The sequence below is a fragment of the Telluria sp. ZB4P34 genome (assembly GCF_059686055.1).
Genome location: NZ_JCASIF010000011.1, coordinates 73,505 through 92,842, shown reverse-complemented (window position 1 = coordinate 92,842; position 19,338 = coordinate 73,505). Strand labels below are relative to the sequence as shown.

At 68.4% G+C, this 19,338-nt stretch carries 15 protein-coding genes; 7 read left to right on the top strand and 8 right to left on the bottom strand.

Annotated features, from left to right (window positions below; translation table 11 throughout):
- Window positions 1–6: 6 nt before the first annotated feature.
- The gene (locus tag AC56KL_RS17350) at window positions 7–2,481 is read left to right on the top strand and encodes a hybrid sensor histidine kinase/response regulator (protein WP_497181414.1); all 2,475 of its coding nucleotides are present in this window, start codon (window positions 7–9) and stop codon (window positions 2,479–2,481) included.
- A gap of 25 nt (window positions 2,482–2,506) precedes the next feature.
- Here the strand turns inward: AC56KL_RS17350 and AC56KL_RS17345 are convergent, their stop codons facing one another.
- On the bottom strand, window positions 2,507–2,899 hold the full coding sequence (locus tag AC56KL_RS17345; RefSeq protein WP_497181413.1) for a VOC family protein: 393 nt from the start codon (window positions 2,897–2,899) through the stop codon (window positions 2,507–2,509).
- A 14-nt stretch (window positions 2,900–2,913) separates the two neighbouring features.
- Complete coding sequence (locus AC56KL_RS17340) at window positions 2,914–3,867, bottom strand: MBL fold metallo-hydrolase (protein WP_497181412.1); 954 nt, start codon at window positions 3,865–3,867, stop codon at window positions 2,914–2,916.
- A gap of 155 nt (window positions 3,868–4,022) precedes the next feature.
- Between AC56KL_RS17340 and AC56KL_RS17335 the strand changes: the two genes are divergently transcribed.
- A complete protein-coding gene (locus tag AC56KL_RS17335) occupies window positions 4,023–5,162 on the top strand; it encodes an HPP family protein (protein WP_497181411.1) in 1,140 nt (379 codons plus the stop codon).
- Between the two features lie 39 nt (window positions 5,163–5,201).
- Here AC56KL_RS17335 and AC56KL_RS17330 read toward each other — a convergent pair whose 3' ends face one another.
- Window positions 5,202–5,894: a UPF0149 family protein gene (locus AC56KL_RS17330; protein ID WP_497181410.1), complete on the bottom strand. Its 693-nt coding sequence runs from the start codon at window positions 5,892–5,894 to the stop codon at window positions 5,202–5,204.
- Window positions 5,895–6,037: 143 nt separating this feature from the next.
- Between AC56KL_RS17330 and AC56KL_RS17325 the strand changes: the two genes are divergently transcribed.
- Window positions 6,038–7,045 carry a serine/threonine protein kinase gene (locus tag AC56KL_RS17325; protein WP_497181409.1) on the top strand — a complete coding sequence of 336 codons (1,008 nt, stop codon included), beginning with the start codon at window positions 6,038–6,040 and terminating at the stop codon, window positions 7,043–7,045.
- A 102-nt stretch (window positions 7,046–7,147) separates the two neighbouring features.
- Window positions 7,148–9,478, top strand: coding sequence for a coiled-coil domain-containing protein (locus AC56KL_RS17320; protein ID WP_497181408.1), 2,331 nt, complete (start codon window positions 7,148–7,150; stop codon window positions 9,476–9,478).
- A 205-nt stretch (window positions 9,479–9,683) separates the two neighbouring features.
- Here the strand turns inward: AC56KL_RS17320 and AC56KL_RS17315 are convergent, their stop codons facing one another.
- Window positions 9,684–10,097 (bottom strand): DUF8785 domain-containing protein, encoded by a 414-nt coding sequence (locus AC56KL_RS17315; RefSeq protein WP_497181407.1) that lies wholly within the window; start codon window positions 10,095–10,097, stop codon window positions 9,684–9,686.
- 86 nt (window positions 10,098–10,183) lie between these two features.
- Window positions 10,184–11,248: a DUF475 domain-containing protein gene (locus AC56KL_RS17310; protein ID WP_497181406.1), complete on the bottom strand. Its 1,065-nt coding sequence runs from the start codon at window positions 11,246–11,248 to the stop codon at window positions 10,184–10,186.
- A gap of 178 nt (window positions 11,249–11,426) precedes the next feature.
- Here AC56KL_RS17310 and AC56KL_RS17305 point away from each other — a divergent pair, with 178 nt between their 5' ends.
- From AC56KL_RS17305 to AC56KL_RS17295, 3 genes are all read left to right on the top strand, one after another.
- Window positions 11,427–11,852: a divergent PAP2 family protein gene (locus AC56KL_RS17305; protein ID WP_497181405.1), complete on the top strand. Its 426-nt coding sequence runs from the start codon at window positions 11,427–11,429 to the stop codon at window positions 11,850–11,852.
- Window positions 11,853–12,085: 233 nt separating this feature from the next.
- Window positions 12,086–13,270 carry an efflux RND transporter periplasmic adaptor subunit gene (locus AC56KL_RS17300; protein WP_497181404.1) on the top strand — a complete coding sequence of 395 codons (1,185 nt, stop codon included), beginning with the start codon at window positions 12,086–12,088 and terminating at the stop codon, window positions 13,268–13,270.
- A 24-nt stretch (window positions 13,271–13,294) separates the two neighbouring features.
- A complete protein-coding gene (locus tag AC56KL_RS17295) occupies window positions 13,295–16,501 on the top strand; it encodes an efflux RND transporter permease subunit (RefSeq protein ID WP_497181403.1) in 3,207 nt (1,068 codons plus the stop codon).
- A gap of 373 nt (window positions 16,502–16,874) precedes the next feature.
- Here the strand turns inward: AC56KL_RS17295 and AC56KL_RS17290 are convergent, their stop codons facing one another.
- The 3 genes from AC56KL_RS17290 to AC56KL_RS17280 form a co-directional block, all read right to left on the bottom strand.
- A complete protein-coding gene (locus tag AC56KL_RS17290) occupies window positions 16,875–17,288 on the bottom strand; it encodes a hypothetical protein (protein WP_497181402.1) in 414 nt (137 codons plus the stop codon).
- A 224-nt stretch (window positions 17,289–17,512) separates the two neighbouring features.
- Window positions 17,513–18,526 (bottom strand): NAD(P)H-hydrate dehydratase, encoded by a 1,014-nt coding sequence (locus tag AC56KL_RS17285; RefSeq protein ID WP_497181401.1) that lies wholly within the window; start codon window positions 18,524–18,526, stop codon window positions 17,513–17,515.
- 9 nt (window positions 18,527–18,535) lie between these two features.
- Window positions 18,536–19,306: a histidine phosphatase family protein gene (locus tag AC56KL_RS17280; RefSeq protein ID WP_497181400.1), complete on the bottom strand. Its 771-nt coding sequence runs from the start codon at window positions 19,304–19,306 to the stop codon at window positions 18,536–18,538.
- Window positions 19,307–19,338 lie beyond the last annotated feature (32 nt).

Below are 19,338 nucleotides of genomic sequence, written 5' to 3'. Positions count from 1 at the left end.
GGCGCCATGGCCCAACTACCGCACATCGGCAGCGATGACACATCGATGCGCGCGCGCATCCGCCGCCACGACTGGAACCGCACGCCCCTCGGTCCGCCCGAGCGCTGGCCGCCAGCCCTGCGCACCGCGGTGGACATGATGCTGCATTCGGCCTTCCCCATGTTCATGGCCTGGGGACCCGACCTGACTTTCCTCTACAACGACGCCTACGTGCCCCTGCTCGGGCAGAAGCACGGCCGCGCCCTCGGCGAGCGCTTCCGCGACCTGTGGTCCGAGGTGTGGACGGACATGGTGCCGCTGATCGACCGCGCCCTGTCGGGCAAGCCGGTCTACTTCGAGGACATGCCGATGACGGTGGCGCGGCGCGGCTATCCGGAGCGCGCCACCTTCACCTTCTCGCATGCCCCCCTGATCGGCGACGATGGCCAGGTGGCGGGCCTGTTCTGCACCGTGATGGAAACCACGCGCCGGGTCGCGGCCGAGCGCCGGGCGGCTTTCGAGCTGACCGTGTCGGACGCGCTGCGCCCGCTCGCTTCGAGCGAAGAGGTGATCGCCACCGCCAGTGCGCTGCTGGGCGGCGAGCTGCATGCGGGCCGGGTCGTGTATGCCGAAATGGACGCCGCGAGCGGGCGCTTTTCGGTGCCGCGCTGGTGGGCGCGCGGCGGCAAGGCCCTGTCGCGGCCCCTGTTCGACCTCGACGATTTTGGTCCGGCCCTGGGTGCGGCGCTGCGGGCGGGCGATGTGGTGCGCATCCACGATGCCGCGCACGACCTGCGGTCCGTGGGCTATCGCGCTGCCTATGCGGCCGAATCGATCGGCGCGCTGCTGGTGGTGCCGCTGGTGAAGTCGAACCAGCTCACGGCCTGCCTCGGCATCGACTGCCCGGAAGCGCGTCACTGGAGCGACGACGATGTGCAGTTGGCGCGCGATGTGGCCGAACGCACCTGGGCCGCGGTCGAAACCGCGCGTGCCCAGGCCGCGCTGCGCGCGGAGCGCGACCGCAGCCGCAGCATCTTCGACACCATCGCCGAAGGCTTCGCCGTGTTCGACGCCGACTGGAACATCGTCGAGATGAATGCCGAAGGCCTGCGCCTGTGCCGGGCCGCCGCCGCCGATGTCATCGGCCGCAATCATTGGGAAGTGTTCCCGCACACGATGGATATGGATTCCGGGCGCATGTACCGCGAAGTGATGCGCACCCGGGTCGCCTCGGCCGCCATCTATGCGCACACCTTCCCGGACGGCCAGCGCATCTGGACCGAAGTGCGCGCCTATCCCATGCAGGACGGCAGCATCGCTTCCTTCTTCCGGGATGTCACCGACCGCAAGCTGGCCGAGGAAAAGCTGGTCGAGGCCGACCGCCGCAAGGACGAGTTCCTGGCCATGCTGGCGCACGAGCTGCGCAATCCGCTGGCGCCGATCAGCGCCGCCGCCGAGCTGCTGCGCATCGGCACCCCCGACGAAGCGCGGGTGCGCCAGAGCAGCAACATCATCGGCCGCCAGGTGCGCCACATGACGCGCCTGGTGGACGACCTGCTGGACGTGTCGCGCGTCACGCGCGGGCTGATCACCCTGGCGCGGGCCGCTGTGGACGCGCGCGTCGTGGTGCAGGAAGCGGTCGAGCAGGTGCGCCCGGCGATCGAAGCGCGCCGCCAGCGCCTGGCGGTGCACCTGCCGCCTTCGTGGGCCACGGTGGAGGGCGACAAGGCGCGCCTGGTGCAGGTGGTGGCCAACGTGCTGGGCAACGCAAGCAAGTACACGCCTGACGCGCGCGGCATCGACCTGCGCGCCGAAGTGCGTGGCGAAGCGCTGGTGGTCAGCGTGCGCGACGAAGGCATCGGCATGGACCGTGAGCTGACCGGCCGCGTGTTCGACCTGTTCACCCAGGCCGAGCGTTCGGTCGACCGCTCGCAGGGCGGCCTCGGACTGGGCCTGGCCCTGGTGCGCAACCTGGTCGAGCTGCACGGCGGCAGCGTGAGCTGTTCGAGCCCGGGGCCGGGCAAGGGCAGTACCTTCGTCATCATGCTGCCGCTGCTGCGCGCGGCCGAGCCTGCGGGCGCCGAAGCGGCACCCCCGGACACCGCGCCGGCGCCGGGAAGGGCGCTGAAGGTGCTGGTGGTGGACGACAATGTGGACGCGGCCGAGACCCTCGGCCTGCTGCTGGCCGCCCATGGCCACGAGGTGGTGATCGAGCACGGGTCGCTGCGCGCGCTGGAGCGGGCGCGCAGCGTGGCGCCGGACGTCTGCCTGCTCGACATCGGCCTGCCCGAGATCGACGGCCGCGAACTGGCGCGCCGCCTGCGCGCCCAGCCGGAAACGGCGGGCACGGTGCTGGTGGCGGTGACCGGCTACGGCCAGCAGCAGGACCGCGACCAGGCCTTTGCGGCCGGTTTCCAGCACCACCTGGTCAAGCCGGTCGACTTCGACGCCCTGGCGCGCCTGCTCGAGGGCTTGCGGGCGGCGCCGCAGGACGCCGCCTGAGCCCTGCCGACCGCCGCCCGCGTCCTTACTTCACACGGTACAAGGCGCACAGCTTGTTGCCGTCCGGGTCGCGCACGTAGGCAAGGTGCATCGGTCCCAGGCTGCCGTTGCGCAGGCCCGGCGGCTCCTCGATCGAGGCGCCGCCGTTCGCCACCGCGACGTCGTGGAAGGCCTGCACCTGCTCGGGCGAGGTGCACTTGAAGCCGATGGTGGCGCCGTTCGCCGGCGTGGCCGCTTCACCGTTGATCGGTTCGCTGATGCAGAAGGTGCTGCCGTCGTGCCGGTAGAACAGGCGCACATGGCCGGTGGGCGCCAGGTTGCGGATGGGCTCGCCCGCACCCAGCACCGCGAGCAAGGCATCGTAGAAGCGCTTGGACCGTTCGATATCGTTCGAGCCGATCATGATGTGGTTGAACATGTGGCGGTCCTTTCTCAGCGCATCTGGGTGTAGTTGACAGGGATGTAGCGGTAGCCCTTGCCCTCCGGCTTCAGGTAGCCCATGCCCGGGAATTGCAGGTGGGCGCCGCCGATCAGGTAACCGCCCTTGGCCGCGGCGTCGAATTCCTTCTTGCGCGCGGCGGCGGCGGCCTTCTGGTCGCTGTCGAACTGGATAGTCACGCCCGGGTTCTCCATCTGGACGGCCGCCACGTGGATCAGGTCGCCGATCACGAGCAGCTTCTGGCCGCCGCTTTCGACCAGGTAAGTAGTGTGGCCCGGGGTGTGAGCGCCGGTCGGGTTGGCGCGGATGCCCGGCGCCAGCTCGACGCTGCCTTCGAAGGGCTTGAAGCGGCCCGCCTTCAGGTAGGGGCCGAGCGCGGCCTGGGCGCCCTGGAACGGGCCCTTGTCCTGGGCCTTGTCCATGTTCGCCTGGCTCAGCCAGTAGTCCGATTCCGCCTTGTTGGCGCGCACGACGGCGTTCGGGAACACGGCTTTCGAGTTGTTGACCAGGCCGCCGATGTGGTCGCCGTGGAAGTGGGTGATGTAGATCTCGTCGACCTGTTCCGGCTTGTAGCCGGCGGCCTTCATGTTGGCGACCAGCTTGCCGAGGGTCGGGCCGAAGAAGCTGCCGGCGCCGCTGTCGATCAGCACCAGCTTGCTGCCGGTGTTGACCAGGTAGGCATTGTCCGAGGTTTCCAGCGGGGTCTTGAGGTGGGCCGCAGCCAGGGCCGCCGCCGTCTTCTTCGCATCCTGGGCCAGCAGCTGGTCGACCGGCAGGTCCACCGTGCCGTCGGACAGCGGGGTGATCTCGAACTGGCCGAGCATGATGCGGCTGTAGCCGGGGGCGGGGGTCTTCGCCATCGGTGCGGCGGACCAGGCGGGGCCGGCCAGGCACACGGCGAGGGCGGCGGCGAGGGCGGACATGCTGCGTCGTGGTAGGGTGTTCATCGCTGTTCCTTGTTGTTGGTTTCCTGCGCGTTGGCGCGCAGTGCATTGCATATGCTACATGATTGCATGGTGGAATTCTCCCCACCGTCGTGGTGTGTTCCAAAATGGTGCAGGCTGTGGTGTAATGGCGGGCACTATTGGTGCAAACGGTTTCCATGTTATCCATGCTGCTTCAAGGCCTGGGGCGTCTGCGCCTGGCCGGACCAACCTCGGGCCCGCACGCGTTTCGCCGCCAGCTTCCCGCCGCACTGGGCGCGCTGCTGGCGCTGCTCTCGACTGCGCTGCTCAGCCGCGTCGCGCTCGGCGCCGCCGCCAGCCATGCGCTGCCCTACCTGATCGCCCCAATGGCGGCCTCGGCCGTGCTCCTGTTCTGCCTGCCTGCTGCGCCGCTGGCCCAGCCCTGGCCTGTGATCGGCGGCAATCTCGTGTCGGCGCTGGTGGGCATGGCCTGCGCCCAGCTTGCCGATCCGCTCATGGCGGCGCCGCTGGCGGGCGCCCTGGCGATCGCCGCGATGGCTGCGCTGCGCTGCCTGCATCCGCCCGGCGGCGCGGTGGCCATGACCGCCGTGCTGGGCGGGGTGGCGCTGCACGAGGCAGGCTTCTGGTTCATGGCGCCGGTGGCGCTCAATTCGGTGCTGATGGTGCTGGTGGCGGTCGCCTGGAACAATCTGACCGGACACCGCTATCCGCACGTGCAGCCGGCAGCGCATCCCCCTGAAGAAAAAGCCGGCTTCGCCAGCCAAGACCTGGACGCGGCGCTGGACAGCTACGGCGAGACGCTCGACGTCAGCCGCGACGACCTGGCCTCGCTCTTCGCCGATACCGAACAGCGCGCCGCGGCCCGGCGCGCCCATGCAAGCAGCTGCGGCGCGCTGGCGCGTCCGGCGCCGGCCACGCTCGGCCCCGGGATGCCGCTGGCGGCGGCGCGGGCCCTGCTGCTGCGCCACGCGCTGCCGGCCCTGCCGGTGGTGGACGCGGACGGGCGCCTGGTGGGGGTGCTCGGGATGAAGTCGCTGGTGGCGGCCGGCGGCAATGCGAGCCGCCCGCTGCCGGCGCGCGCCAGGCGCGCGACCGCGCTGCTGTTCGGGCGCGATGCGGCGCCCACCGTGGCCGGGCTGGCCGAGCCGGTGGCCGCACTCGGACGCGAGGCGCCGGTCACGGCCTTGCTGGCGCGTTTCCGCGACGGGGCGCAACAGGTGTTCGTGGTGGATGCGGCAGGCCGGCTGGCCGGGATGGTGCGGCCGGCGGACCTGCTGGCCGTGCTGGATGGGAAAACGTGGGGCGCGGCCGCCTGAACGGCCGCACCCGGCTCGGGCAGGCGCTATTGCGCAGGATCAGCCGGCCTCGGCGCCGCAGCACTTCTTGTACTTCTTGCCGCTGCCGCAAGGGCAGTCGTCGTTGCGGCCGACCTTCGGTTCCTCGCGCTTGATGGTCTCGACGGCGCCCTTGCGGCGCGGCGCCCAGAAGCGGTAGATGGCCGGGATGTTGGCTTCGATCTGCAGCGCCAGCCCGTGCGCCTTGCGCGGGTCTTCGACCTCGGGCAGTTCCGACTCGTCGATCTCGTCGGCGCCGAGCAGGTAGATCGGACGCATCAGCTCGGCCACTTCGGAATCCCAGACCGGTTCCCAGGAGCCGGGGCGCAGTTCCATCCCCTCCCAGAATCCCCAGCACCAGGCTTCGGCGTCGATCAGGGTCTCGCCCGCGATCTCGTGCTCGCAGAACAGCGGCTCGAATTCCTTGGGCGCGGCCTCGAAGGTGATCAGGACTTCGTTCATGAAGCGCATGATCAGGTTGATGATGCGCTGCTCTTCCTTCGGGTTCTTCCAGTTCGGCGCCTGCTTGCCGTCTTCGCCCCAGACGCGCGGCAGCCACTCGGCCGGCATGATGGTTTCCGGGCCTATCGCGATCGCGGTCAGGTAGCCGTGCAGGGTGTCCATCGTCATCGCGTCCTCGGGGGAGCGGTCGGACAGCAGGAACTGGTCGAGGTCGTCGAATTCTTTATCGGTCAGGGGCTCGTCGAGATGCATGGGTGCTCTTGGTGCGTGTTGAAGGCGCCAGTGTAACGCCTGCGGGCGTCCGGGGCACGGAAAACCTGCGATCGCCACCCCGGCCGGCATGGCGCTTCGATAATGCCTGGCAGGGCAAGCCCCCAGCCGCTTACAATGGGCAGATGCAGAATCCAACCATTGAAGAGGCGGCGCCGGCCCATCCGTTCGCACGGCTCGACCCGCAGGCGGTGCTGGAGGCGCTCGAGAGCGTCGGCCTGTACGGCGACGGCCGCCTGCTCGCGCTGAACAGCTACGAGAACCGCGTCTACCAGGTCGGCATGGAAGAGGGCGCGCCCGTGGTCGTCAAGTTCTACCGGCCGCAGCGCTGGAGCGATGCCGCCATCCTCGAGGAACACGCGTTTGTTTCCGAACTGGTGGAACGGGAAATCCCCGTGGTGCCGGCCAGCGTCATCGACGGGCGCACCCTGCATGCATTCGCGGGCTACCGTTTCGCCGTGTTCCCGCGCCGTGGCGGGCGGGCGCCGGAACTGGGCGATTCCGCCACCCTCGAATGGATCGGCCGTTTCATCGGCCGCATCCACGCGGTCGGCGCCCTGCGGCCCTACGCGGAGCGTCCCGCACTCGATGCGCAGACCTTCGGGCGCGATCCTTACGACTACCTGCGCAGCCACGATTTCGTGCCGCCGGAGCTGGCCGCGACCTGGGCCAGCGTGGTCGAGCAGGCATTGAGCGGCGTGGCGCGCTGCTACGAGCGCGCCGGCGAGCTGGCGCCCTTGCGCCTGCACGGCGATTGTCACGGCGGCAACGTGCTGTGGACCCCGGACGGCCCGCACTTCGTCGACTTCGACGACAGCCGCATGGGCCCGGCGGTGCAGGACCTGTGGATGCTGCTCTCGGGCGAACGCCAGGAGATGGTGGGGCAGATGGCCGATGTGCTGGCCGGCTACGAAGATTTCTGCGAGTTCCACCCGCGCCAGCTCTACCTGGTGGAGGCGCTGCGCACCCTGCGCCTGATCCATTATTCCGCCTGGCTGGCGATGCGCTGGGACGATCCGGCCTTTCCTGCGGCTTTCCCGTGGTTCAACACCCAGCGCTACTGGCAGGACCGCATCCTCGAGCTGCGCGAACAGGTGGCGCTGATGGACGAGCCGCCCCTGTGGCCGGTATAAGCCCGAATTGCCGCCTTTTTGCCGCCCAGTTCGGCGTGACAGGCGCGCGCGAATTCCCGGATAATCGGCAGGACGCACACTGCGTCCGCCACTGAGAGCATCATGGAACCCATCAAGCCCGAGCACGACCAGCACGACCAGAGCGACTTCGCGATCGACCTGTCCCATGCGCCTGGCGCCGCGCCGCCGGCCGCCGGCGGCCGCGCGCCGATGGAGATGCGCGACATCCAGGAAGCCATCGCACGGGTCGAAGCCGAAGCCAAGGCGGGCGTGGCCGCCGAAAGCCGGGCGCACGCCGAGTCGCGCGCCCGCTCGCTGGCCGAGGAGCGCGCGGCGATGGACACCGCCGTCACCGCCGCGGCCCTGGCCAACGCCCAGGCCTCGGAAGAAGCGATTGCCGCCAACCGCGAGCGCCTGGAGTCGCTACGCGCCGCCGCCCAGGCGTCCAGCGCGCGCCTGGAAGCGATCCGTCAGGAGACCGCCGAGCTGCGCGCCCGCGTGCAGCAGGACGCCGAAACCCGCGTGGCGCTCGACACGCGCGCGCGCGTGGAAGAAGAAGCGCGCCGCCGCGCCAGCGCCCAGGTGGAAGCCCAGGCCGAGATGGCGGCCCAGGCCGCGCGCGCGGCCGAGGAGCTGCTGCTGCAGACCGAGCAGGCCCGCCTGCAGGCGGCCGAGCGCATGGCGGCGGTGGAAGCGGCCAAGGAGGAAGTGCTGCACAACGCCAGCGCCGACGCGCGCGTGGCGATCCTGGCGCGCGAGCGCGAGCGGGCCGAGCGCGCCGCCCGCCAGACCGCCGAGAAGCTGGTCGAGGCCGAGGCCGAGGCGCTCGAATTGACCCAGCAGCGCGAGCGTGCCGACCAGGTGGCGCTGGCGGCCGCCTTTGCCCGCGCCGGTGCCGAGGCGCGCGCGCTGGAAGAAGCACGCGCGCTGGCCCACATTGAACAGGAGCGCGAGGCGATCGCGCTGGCCCAGGCCGAATCCGAGCGCGTCGCCGCCCAGTCGCTGCGCATGCGCCTGCAGACCGAGAAGGAATTGCGCGACGCGGCCATCCACCGCGAGCGCCTGGAAGCCATGGCCGCCGCCGGCGTGGAGGCGCGGCGCGAAGCCGAGACCCGCATCCTGGCCGCGACCGAGGCGCGCATCGAGTCCGACCGCAAGCTGCGCGACGTGGCCGGGGAACGCGCGCGCGCCGAAGAGGAAGCCGGCGCGCAGGCGGAGGCCCGGCTCGAGGCCGAGGCCGTCGCCGCCAGGGAAGCACGCGAACGGGCCGCGGCCGACGAGGCGGCAGCTCGGGCGGCCGAGCGCGAAGCGGAAGAGCACGCGCGCGAGCGCGCGTTGCAGGAGGAGCGCGCCGCCTTGCAGCACGCAGCGGCCGAGGCCCAGGCCCGCGAGAACGCGCTCGAGGAAGCAGCGATGGCGGCCGGGCGCGAGCAGGCCGAAGCCGCGCGCCAGGCATTGGCGGCGGCGCGCCTGCGCGCCGACGGGGCCGAACGCCTGCTGCAGGCCGAGCGCGACCGCGTTGCGGCCGAGGGGGCGGCGCTGGCGGAGCAGAAGCAGCGCCTGCAGGCCGAACTGGAACTGGCCGAGGCCGCCGAGGCGCGCGCCCGGGCCGAGGCGCAGGCTGCCGCGCAGCTGCGCGAACAGGCCGAGGCCGAACGCCGTGTCGAGGCGGCCCATCAGGCTGCCGCGGCCGCGCAGCGCGAAGCGGCGCGCGCCGCCGTCGAAGAAGCGCAGCATGCCGAAGCGGCGGCGCGGGCCCAGGAAGCGCAGGCGCGCCGCGCCCTCGATCTGGCCGCGGCCCAGGCCGAGCGTGCCGAGCTGGCGCTGCGCCAGCAGGCGCTGGCGGAAGCCGCGATCGCGGAAGAACGGGCCGCCACCGAGGCCGCGCGCGAATCGCTGGCCCTGGTCGAGCGCAAGCTGGCCGCCCAGCGCCAGCAGGCGGCGGCGGATGCGCGCGCCAACGAAGCGGCCGCGGCGCGCCTGGCCTCGGAGCAGGCGGCCGCGCAGGCCGCGGGCGCACGGGCCGTAGCCGAGGAGGAACAGGTGCGGCTGGCGCGCGAGCGTGAGCTGGTGGAAGCGGCTGCCCTGCAGGCGGCGGTCGAGAAGCGCGACGCGCAGCGCGCCTTGCTCGAACACGCCCAGCGCCACGCCGGGATGCAGCGCAAGGCGGCCGAGGCTACCCGGCGCATGGCCGAGTCGCGCAAGATTCTTGCGGACCTGGAAGCACAGCGCTACGACGAGGGGGCGAGCGAACTGGCCGCCACCGAGGCCGCCATCGGCGAGCGCAAGGCGGAAGCCGAGCACCGGGTAACGTCGGTGAACATCACGCGCGAGGTGCTGGGTCGCTTCAAGAGCGCACCGCCTGCCTCGGCGGCGCAGGCGGCAACCAGGCTGGCGGATGTGATTTTGAATCAGCGCAAGAGTGGGGAGTAAGCGTGCTTGGTGTGTAGGGTGGTCGGCTATGCCGACCGCGCGTTCAACTCCCGGATGCCCAGTGGCGAATTCTCCGTTAGCTGAACAACTCCCGGATGCCCAGTGGCGAATTCTTCGTTAGCTGAACGCGCGGTCGGCCGAGCCGACCACCCTACGGGTGATATGCCGGAAATATCACTGATGCAGTATTAATACGCGCCGCGTATCACTGTGCGACGGGCGCCACGTCGCTCGGCGCCACCGGATTCACCGGCCCCAGCGAGGCCCTGGTCGCAAAGTACTCCGTCTCGCCGAAGCACGAGGTCGGGATCCCCACGTGCTGTTCATAGGTGATCTGCACCCGGCGCCCCATCGCGTTCTGCAGCTGCCGCACCACCGCCTCGTCGCGCACGGTAAACGCGAAGCGCTCCGGAATCGCTCCCGGCATGCTCGACAGCAGCAGCTCGCCTTCCCAGGTCTTGCACAGCCAGCCTTTCTTGGAGAACTTTTGCAGGTAGCCGGCGCGTTCGCCTTCCGAATACGACCAGGTCAGGGTGAACCAGGTGTACAGCGCGAACAGCACGACCAGGGCGGCAAGGGAGGACAGAAGGAGGGCGGTGGCGCGTTTCGGCATCGGCATGGTGGTTGGCAAGCGTAGGTTGGGTTGTCAGGATGGCAGCATTGCAGCCGCGCCCATTCTGCCACGGCTGGACAGAATCGCAAAGTTCAAGGCAGGCCGTGTTGCGCGCGCCCGCCGTGCCCGGCCGCTTCCATGCGGCGCCGGTAGCGCACCGAGGACCACAGCGACACCAGGATGAAGGCCAGCCCCGACAGGCCGGTGAACCATTCCGGGATGTGGTAGTGCACGCTGAGGAACATGATCAGGGCCAGGATGCCGATCGCATAGTGCGCCCCATGTTCCAGGTAGACGAATTCGTCCAGGGTGCCCTTGTAGACCAGGAACACCGTCATCGACCGCACGAACATGGCGCCGATCGCCAGGCCCAGCATGATGATGACGACGTCGTTGGTGATCGCAAAGGCGCCGATCACGCCGTCGAAGCTGAACGAGGCGTCCAGCACCTCCAGGTAGAGGAAGCCGCCGATGCTGCCCTGGGCGATCATCTTGCCGACCGCCGGATCCTGCTCTTCCCGCTCGAGCAGGCCGCTGAGCCATTTCACGCCGATATAGATCAGCACGCCCGTGACGCCGGCGATCAGCACCGGCAGCTTGCGCGCCGGCTCGATCAGGTACATGGCGCCGCACACGGCGGAGAGGGTGAAGAAGATGGCCAGGCCCTCGGTGCCGTACTTGCCGACCTTTTCCTCGATCCAGCCGAGCCAGTGCAGTTGCTTCTGTTCGTCGAACAGGAAATTGAGGAAGACCAGCATCAGGAAGGCGCCACCGAAAGCGGCGACTTCGGCATGCTTCTCGGTGAGATGGCGCGAATATTCCTTCGGGTTGTCGATCGCCATGTGCCACACCTCGACCAGGCCGAGCCCGGTCGCGGCCGAGACGATCACGAGCGGGAAGATCAGGCGCATGCCGAACACGGCCACCAGGATGCCGACCGTGAGGAACAGCTTGCGCCAGAACTCGTTCCAGCCGCGCAGGACGGAGGCATTCACGACCGCGTTGTCGAAAGAAAGCGACACTTCGAGCACGCCGAGGATGGCGGTGATCCAGAGCGCATGCAGCATGCCCCCTATCCCGCCATGCTCGTAGCCCCACCAGCCCGCCAGGGCCATCAGGGCCACCGTGACCGCGATCGACAACCGGAAATGCCGCATGCTGACTCCTTGCCTGTCTCGTCTACTTGGGACAATATTAGCCTTCCAGGTGGTGCGGCGGCGCTACGGATGTCCTTGTTTCACCACGATATTTTTCCCGAGGTATGTCGAGCCATGCTTGCATCTGAGATAATTCCGCCCGGCATTACTTCGTTTGCAACCGCACCTGGATTTCGACATGGATATCCCTTATCTCGTAACACCCGTGCTGACCTGGATGGTGGTCGGTCCGATCAAGTTCCTGATCACCAGCGTGCGCCAGCGCCGCCTGGCCTTCAATCTGGTGGGCAACGGCGGCTTCCCAAGCAACCACAGCGCCGTCGTCACCAGCATGGCGACCCTGATCGCGCTGCGCGAGGGGATGGATCACCCGGCCTTCGGGGTGGCGGTGACGCTGGCCTTCATCGTCATGATCGACGCGAACAGCCTGCGCCAGCACGTCGGCCGCCAGGCGGCCGCCATCAACCGGCTTGCCTGCGAGACGGTGGGCCACGTCGTTCTGCGCGAGCGCATGGGCCATACCATGGTGGAAATTGCCGGTGGCACCCTGACCGGCATCGGCATGGGCTTCCTGATCCACGCGCTGTCCGGCGCCGGCGCCTGAGCCCATCGATACGGCAGGGCGGACAGCCGGACGTCCGGCTGTCCGCAAAATTGCTGCATTTCAGTCCGGCTGGAATGCAGCTCGTCGCGAAATACCGCATTTCATCCCTCGATTTCCGCAATATGCAGCGTCCTCGCTTGAAGTCGGCAGTGCACTGCCCGATACTGCGCGCTGGCTGTTCATATCTGCATTTTTACAAGAATACATACTGAGTCCTTCTCTGGAGAACCACAATGCTGCGCAAAACACTACTCGTCCTTGCCCTGGCCTCGGCGCTCGCCGCCTGCAGCAAGGAGTCCAAGGAGCCGGCCAAGCCGGGCGCCGAAACCGCCCAGGCAGGCGCCAAGGGAGACCCCAAGGACAAGCGTCCTTCGCAGCTGAAGGTGGCGTCGGAAGACGTGCTGACCATCCAGAGCGACACCCTGTCGAGCGGCCCGGTGGTCACCGGTTCGATCCAGCCGGAGCGCAAGGCCGACCTGCGCGCCGAAGTCTCGTCCGTGGTGCTGCAGGTCCTCAAAGAAAACGGCGAGCCGGTCCGGCGCGGCGACGTGCTGGTGCGCCTGGATGAGACCGCGATCCGCGACACCGTCGCCTCGAGCGACGAGGCCGTGCGCGCCGCCAGCCAGGCGCTCGACCAGGCCAACCGCCAGCTCGAGCGCATGAAAACCCTGCGCGCCTCGGGCATGACCTCGGCCGTCGGCCTGGACGAAGCCGAAGTGCGCCGCAACAGCGCCCAGAGCGAACTGTCGGCCGCAAGGAGTCGCGCCGCCACCGCGCGCCAGCAGCTCAACCGCACCGTGGTGCGCGCTCCTTTTGATGGCATCGTCTCCGAGCGCAAGGTCTCGGCCGGCGACACCGCGACCATCGGCAAGGAGCTGGTCAAGGTCATCGACCCGAACAGCATGCGCTTCCAGGCGCGCGTCTCGGCCGACGAGATCGCCAACGTGAAGCTTGGCCAGAAGGTCAACTTCCGCGTCAACGGCTATGGCGAGCAGCAGTTCGCCGGCGTCGTCAAGCGCATCGACCCGGCCGCCAACGCCATTACCCGCCAGGTCGAGGTGGTGGTGGAGTTCGCCGACAAGGCCCAGCCGAAGGTGGCCGGCCTGTACGCCGAAGGCCGCATCGACGCCCAGAGCACCAGCGCCCTGATGCTGCCGGAAGGCGCGATGGTCAAGGCCGGCGACAGCGCCTATACCTGGCGCATCCGGGACAAGACCCTGAACAAGGTCTCGCTGGTGGTCGGCGCGCGCGATCCGCGCACCGGCAACGTCGAAGTCAAGCAGGGCCTGGTGGCCGGCGACATCGTGCTGCGCTCCCCGAGCTCGAACCTGAAGGATGGCCAGAAGGTCGAGATGCCGGCTGCGCTGGTGGCCAGCGCCGCGAGCGCGGCCAACCAGGTCGCGGTGCAGGGCAAGTAACAAGGGAAATAAGGATAATTACAAATGTTCCTCTCCAATTTTAGTGTCAAGAGACCGGTCGCGACCGTCGTCATGATCGTGGCGATGATGTTGATCGGCCTGCTTGCCCTGTCCAAACTGAAGGTCAACCAGAACCCCGACGTCGAGCAGCCGGGCCTCTCGGTCAACATCCCGTATCCGGGTGCCTCGCCCGAGACGGTCGAGCGCGAGATTACCAACCGCCTGGAGAAGCAGCTGCTGGCGATCCAGGGCGTCACCGAGATCAATTCCAACTCGTACGAAGGCGGCGTGTCGATCTGGATGGAATTCGACTTCGGCCGCAACGTCATCGAAGCGTCGGACGACGTGCGCAACGCGATCGCCGCGGTGCGCTACAAGCTGCCGGTCGAGATGCGCGAGCCAGTGCTGCGCCGCTTCGACATGAGCGCCCAGCCGGTGATGCAGCTGGCGCTGTCGTCGAACACGCAGTCGCACGCGGACATCTCGCGCTATGCCGAAGACGTGCTGGCCGACAAGTTCCGCGCCATCGAGGGCGTCTCGACCGTGAACGTGAACGGCGCCCTGCGCCGCGAGCTGTCGGTCTTGCTCCGCGCGGAGAAACTGCGTGAGTTTAATGTCTCGGTGTCGGAAGTCACCAACGCCCTGCGCACCCAGAATACCAATGCCCCGGTGGGCAAGCTGCGCAGCGAATTGGACGAGAAAGGCATCCGCCTGGTCGGCCGCATCGAGCGTCCGGAAGACTTCTCGCAGATCGTCGTCAAGCGCAACGGCGACCAGATCGTGCGCCTGAACCAGGTGGCCGAGATCAAGGACGGCTTCGCCGAGATCAACAGCCTGTCGGTTCGCAGCGGCAAGCCGAACGTCGGCCTGCACATCGCCCGTTCGCCCGATGCCTCGACCGTGTCGCTGGCCAAGAAGGTGCACCAGGTGGTCGAAGAGGCCAACAAGGAAATGCCGCAGGGTACCAAGCTCGACGTGGTCCAGGACGGCGGCGAACAGGCCCAGACCAGCCTCAACAATGTGATCGAATCCCTGGTGCTGGGCGCGATCCTCACCATTTTCGTAGTGTACGTCTTCCTGAATTCCTGGCGCTCGACCCTGATCACAGCGCTGGCGCTGCCGACCTCGGTGCTGGCTGCCTTCATCGCCGTGTGGCTGTGCGGTTTCACGCTGAACTTCATGACCCTGCTGGGCCTGTCGCTGGCGATCGGCGTGCTGATCGACGACGCGATCGTGGTGCGGGAAAACATCGTACGTCACATGGAAATGGGCTCGGACCGCCGTACCGCCGCGCTCGAAGGGACGGCCGAGATCGGCCTGGCCGTGGCCGCGACCACCTTTTCGATCATGGCGGTGTTCGTGCCGGTGGCCTTCATGCCAGGCGTGTCCGGAGAATGGTTCCGTCCGTTCGCACTGACCGTGACCTGCTCGGTGATCGTGTCGCTGCTGATCTCGTTTACGCTCGACCCGATGCTGTCGGCCTACTGGGGCGACCCGCCAGACCACGCCCATGCCCCGAAGAAGGGACTGAGCCGCGTGCTGCAACGCTTCAATACCTGGTTCGACCACCAGGCCGACCGCTACGGCCGCGTGATCGAATGGGCGCTGCACCATCGCAAGTGGATGGGCGCCATCGCCGTCCTCAGCTTCGCCGGCGCCATCGGCCTGCACATGGCCTTCGGCGGCTCGAGCTTCCTGCCGAAGTCCGACCACGGCGCCATCATGGTCGAGATCCGCACGCCGGCCTCGTCGAGCCTGGAATACGCACGCCGCAAGGTGGAAGCCGCTGCCGAAGCGGCCCGTACGATCAAGGAAACCGAAGACACCAACAGCTATGTCAACCTGGACGGCGGCCGCGTCTACGTCGACATCGGCAAGCGCAGCAAGCGCGAGCGCACCAGCGCCGAGATCGGCATGGAACTGCGCGCCAAGATCGCGCCGCTGGTCGGCGCCGAGTACACCGTCATCGACGACCTGGGCGGCAACGGCAAGCCGGTCCAGATCGAGTTCACCGGTCCGGATTCGCGCAAGCTGATGGAACTGACCTCCGCCTACATGGAGAAGTTGCGTGCGGTGCCGGGCGCCGTCGACGTGACCCTGTCGGAACAGGACCCGAAGAATGAGCTGCAGATCGTGCTCGACCGCGGCCTGGCCAACGCCATGGGCATTTCGGTGAACGACGCCGCCCAGGCCCTGCGCGTGGCCTTCGCCGGCATCGAAGTGGGCGACTGGGTCGACCCGACCAGCGAGACCCGCGACGTCGCCGTGCGCCTGCACCCGGACGATCGCGTCAATACCGACAGCATCGAGCGCCTGCCGATCGCGGTGCAGGGCACCGGCATGATGGTGCCGCTCGAGCAGATCGCCACCATCACCATGGGCAAGGGCCCGTCGGGCATCCGGCACAAGGACGGCGAGCGCCTGATCACCGTGTCGGCCAATGCCCAGGGCCGTTCGGCCGGCGAAGTGACCGCCGACGCCATGAAACTGGCCAAGAGCTTCGACTTCCCGCCGGGCTACGGCCTGGCGCTGGGCGGCCAGGGTGAAGACCAGCAGGAACTGTTTACCGAGATGATCATCGCGCTGTTCTCGGGCATCCTGCTGATGTACCTGATCCTGGTGATGCAGTTCGGCTCCTTCACGGCACCGGTGGGCGTGATGCTGTCGCTGCCGTTGTCGCTGATCGGCGTGGTGCTGGCCCTGATCCTCACCAAGAACACGCTCAACCTGATGAGCATGATCGGCGTCCTGATGCTGATGGGCCTGGTGGCGAAGAATGCGATCCTGCTGATCGACGCCGCCCGCGCCCTCGAAAAAGAAGGCATGGACCGTGAGGAAGCGCTGATGCAGGCTGGCCGCAAGCGCCTGCGTCCGATCCTGATGACGACCTTTGCGCTGATCGCAGGTATGTTCCCCGTGGCGATGGCTTTCGGCGATGCCGGCCAGTTCTACCAGCCGCTGGCTATCGCGATCATCGGCGGCGTGATTACGTCGACGCTACTGACCCTGCTGGTCGTCCCCACCTTCTACGACAGCATCGAGATCGCCCGCGACCGCATGGCCGCCAAGTTCAGTCGCCGCGCCAAGCGCCACAACGCGGCGCTGGCCTTCCTGATGACCTTCATCGAGGCGATCCTGACCCTGGTCCTGGTGCGCTTCGTGTTCCGCGTCATCATGATCGTCGGCCGTTTCGTGAGCGGCCGCGGCCGCGGCACGCCACAGCCGGTATAAGCCTCGAGAGCGGGTTCCCCCCCCTGCAAGAGCCAGCCTACGGGCTGGCTTTTTTCTGGGCGCCGACATTGCAGGCGGCCACACCGCGCGACGCGTGGGCCGACGATGCCCGGGACGAGGCGGCGTGGAAGCGGAAGCTCAACAGAAGGAAGCGGAAGCAGAACAGGAGGGCGGAGCGCGGACGCAGACCTGCGGCGCTGGCGCTACGACGACAGGCCAGGGACGGCAAGACGGCTGCCGGGAATGACAAAGCCAGCCCTGCCGGGCTGGCGATCGCTGCTGCAAGTACGGCATGACACCACGCTTCCGGCCGGGCCGGAAGTCACGGAGCCCGCACTGCGGGCTCCGTTCATTGCCTGGCGGATGACGGAGATCAGCCGCCGGTGGTCGGCGGCGTCGTGCCGGTGCCGGTAGTGCCGGTGCCGGTGGTGCCGGTTCCCGTGGTGCCGGTTGCGCCGGTGCCGGTGGTGCCGGTACCCATGGTGCCGGTCGCATCCGTGCCAGTGGTGCCGGTGGTGCCGGTGCCCATGTCGCCGGTGGTCCCGGTTGCGCCGGTACCGGTGCCCATGTCGCCGGTGGTGCCGGTGGTGCCGGTGCCGGTTGCGCCGGTGCCGGTGTCACCGGTGGTGCCAGTGGCGCCCGAGGTGGTGCTCGGGGCGGTGGCCGAGGTGTCCGGCGTGGTGGTCATGGTGTCGGTCGCCGGCTCGTTCTTGCGGCAAGCGCCCAGCAGGGAGGCCAACACGGCAGCAGTCAGCAGGATTTTTGGTGCTTTGGTCAGTGCGTTCATTGTTTAAACTCCTCGTTCACGTCTATCTTGTGCCGCAGCGTCCAGGTGAGAGCCAGGAACGCAGGCGGCGCCATGTCAGGCCCTCTGAGGGTTCGGGAACCCAGCAGAGGAACCATCAGGGAACCGACGCAATACGCGGCCCCGGTCGGTGCACGGGTCCGGTTGCAACGAATGGCAACGCGTTGCCTTCGCCTGGACCGTACACCGTCGTACTCGTTTCCGCGCTAGATTGCGGATGCTGCCGGGGAAAGGATGCCAGGCATCATTCCCCGATCCACCGGCGTCTGCCGGATGGGTCCTGTGTCGCCGGCCTTGCCGGCGATCTGTTCCAACAGCGCGGGTATTTCAAGCGATATTTCCCGCGCCAGATAGCCAAGTGTGCCCATGCGTTCGGCAAGGCGCTCGCCGGCGCGCGCATGCAGCGCCACGCCCCAGCAGGCGGCCTGGTCCAGCGACGCACCGCGCGCCGCCAGTCCGGCGATGATCCCGGCCAGTACGTCGCCGGAACCGGAGATGGCCAGGCCCACATTGCCGCCCTCATGCTGGTACAACGTTCCATCGGGCGTTGCGATGACAGTGCGCGCACCTTTTAATGCGAGCACCGCGTTCCACGCCCGCGCCGCGTCGATGGCGCGCGGATCGGGCGCGGCGGTGATCTCGTCCTTGGCGATGCCGGTCAGGTGCGCCATCTCGCCCGCATGCGGCGTGAGGATCGGCGGGCGTTCGAATCGCCATGGCTTGCCGGCCGGCCAGTGGGCCGGCGGATGCAGCAGCGCTCCCATCGCGCAGGCGTCCAGCACCACCCTGGTGTCGGCAGCATCGAGGCGCGGCAGCAAGGCATGCACCAGGGCGGCGGTGGCCCGCTCGTCGCGCATGCCCGGGCCGATCAGCACGGCGTCCACGCGCTCGGCCAGCGGGTCGAGCTCGGCGACGGCGTCGATGCTGAAGCCGGCGCTTGCTTCCTCGCGCAGGCCGATCACGCGCGCCTCGGGCATGGCCAGCGCGACCAGCTGGGCCACGCTCTGGCCGGTGGCGATGGTGAGCTTGCCGGCGCCCGCGCGCAAGGCCGCGGTGGCCGCGAGGATGATGGCGCCCGGCATCTCGATCGAGCCGCCCAGCACCAGCACGTGGCCGCGCACTTCCTTGTCGCCTTCGACGGCCGGCATCGGCACCGGCCAGCCGCGCAGCAGGGCTGTGTCGATCGCGTGCACGGCGGATGTGCGAACGGAGGTTTCCATGGGATGGGCTCAGGCCTTCGGTGCTGCAGGCAGGTCCTTGCTGGCGGTGACAGGGGTGCCGGTCGCTTCGAGCGGCGCAACGAAATTCAGCAGGCGCAATGCGGGATGCCCGCCCTTGCCGAGGGCAGGATCGAATTCGTAGGAGGTGACGGAGCAGTTGGGCACGTCGCCGGCGCGGTCGAATTCGAGGATGGTCTTCTCGTCAAGGCGTTCAAACAGGTAGCGGAAGCAATTGACGGTGACCTGGTGCGCGACGATCAGCACACGTTCCTTGCAGAACTCGCGGTTCAGGGTGTCGACCACGCTGCGCAGGCGCAGGATGACGTCGCACCAGCTCTCGCCGCCCGGCGGACGGAAGTAGAACTTGCCGACGTGCTGGCGCTGTTCGTACAGTGCGGGGTGGTGGTGCGCGATACCGTAGGTGGTGAGGCGGTCGAGGATGCCGAATTCCTTCTCGCGCAGGCGCTCGTCGGATTCGACCACCAGGCGGGATCGGCGCCCCGGGTCGAGCTGCTGCATCAGGATGTTGGCGGTTTCAAAGGCGCGCACGTAGGGCGAGTGCAGCATCACGGTGGGCTGCTGCTCGGGCGGAAGGGAGGCGAACCAGGAACCGAGCGCCTGCGACTGGCGTTCGCCCAGCTCGGACAGGGGCACGTCGACGTCGCGGTGGGCGATGTCGATGTGATGGCCGGCGGCCGCTTCCGCGAGATCACGCGCGACGTTGCCGGCGCTCTGTCCGTGCCTGACCAGCCAGATTTCCTGCGGCCACTTCTGTTCCATTACCAGCCCGTCCTTGATATTGACATGAGATC

Excerpts from the sequence above, each read along its gene's own strand:
- AC56KL_RS17350 (WP_497181414.1), top strand. The coding sequence starts at position 7 with ATGGCCCAACTACCGCACATCGGCAGCGATGACACATCGATGCGCGCG.
- AC56KL_RS17345 (WP_497181413.1), bottom strand. The coding sequence starts at position 2,899 with ATGTTCAACCACATCATGATCGGCTCGAACGATATCGAACGGTCCAAG.
- AC56KL_RS17340 (WP_497181412.1), bottom strand. The coding sequence starts at position 3,867 with ATGAACACCCTACCACGACGCAGCATGTCCGCCCTCGCCGCCGCCCTC.
- AC56KL_RS17335 (WP_497181411.1), top strand. The coding sequence starts at position 4,023 with ATGTTATCCATGCTGCTTCAAGGCCTGGGGCGTCTGCGCCTGGCCGGA.
- AC56KL_RS17330 (WP_497181410.1), bottom strand. The coding sequence starts at position 5,894 with ATGCATCTCGACGAGCCCCTGACCGATAAAGAATTCGACGACCTCGAC.
- AC56KL_RS17325 (WP_497181409.1), top strand. The coding sequence starts at position 6,038 with ATGCAGAATCCAACCATTGAAGAGGCGGCGCCGGCCCATCCGTTCGCA.
- AC56KL_RS17320 (WP_497181408.1), top strand. The coding sequence starts at position 7,148 with ATGGAACCCATCAAGCCCGAGCACGACCAGCACGACCAGAGCGACTTC.
- AC56KL_RS17315 (WP_497181407.1), bottom strand. The coding sequence starts at position 10,097 with ATGCCGATGCCGAAACGCGCCACCGCCCTCCTTCTGTCCTCCCTTGCC.
- AC56KL_RS17310 (WP_497181406.1), bottom strand. The coding sequence starts at position 11,248 with ATGCGGCATTTCCGGTTGTCGATCGCGGTCACGGTGGCCCTGATGGCC.
- AC56KL_RS17305 (WP_497181405.1), top strand. The coding sequence starts at position 11,427 with ATGGATATCCCTTATCTCGTAACACCCGTGCTGACCTGGATGGTGGTC.
- AC56KL_RS17300 (WP_497181404.1), top strand. The coding sequence starts at position 12,086 with ATGCTGCGCAAAACACTACTCGTCCTTGCCCTGGCCTCGGCGCTCGCC.
- AC56KL_RS17295 (WP_497181403.1), top strand. The coding sequence starts at position 13,295 with ATGTTCCTCTCCAATTTTAGTGTCAAGAGACCGGTCGCGACCGTCGTC.
- AC56KL_RS17290 (WP_497181402.1), bottom strand. The coding sequence starts at position 17,288 with ATGAACGCACTGACCAAAGCACCAAAAATCCTGCTGACTGCTGCCGTG.
- AC56KL_RS17285 (WP_497181401.1), bottom strand. The coding sequence starts at position 18,526 with ATGGAAACCTCCGTTCGCACATCCGCCGTGCACGCGATCGACACAGCC.
- AC56KL_RS17280 (WP_497181400.1), bottom strand. The coding sequence starts at position 19,306 with ATGGAACAGAAGTGGCCGCAGGAAATCTGGCTGGTCAGGCACGGACAG.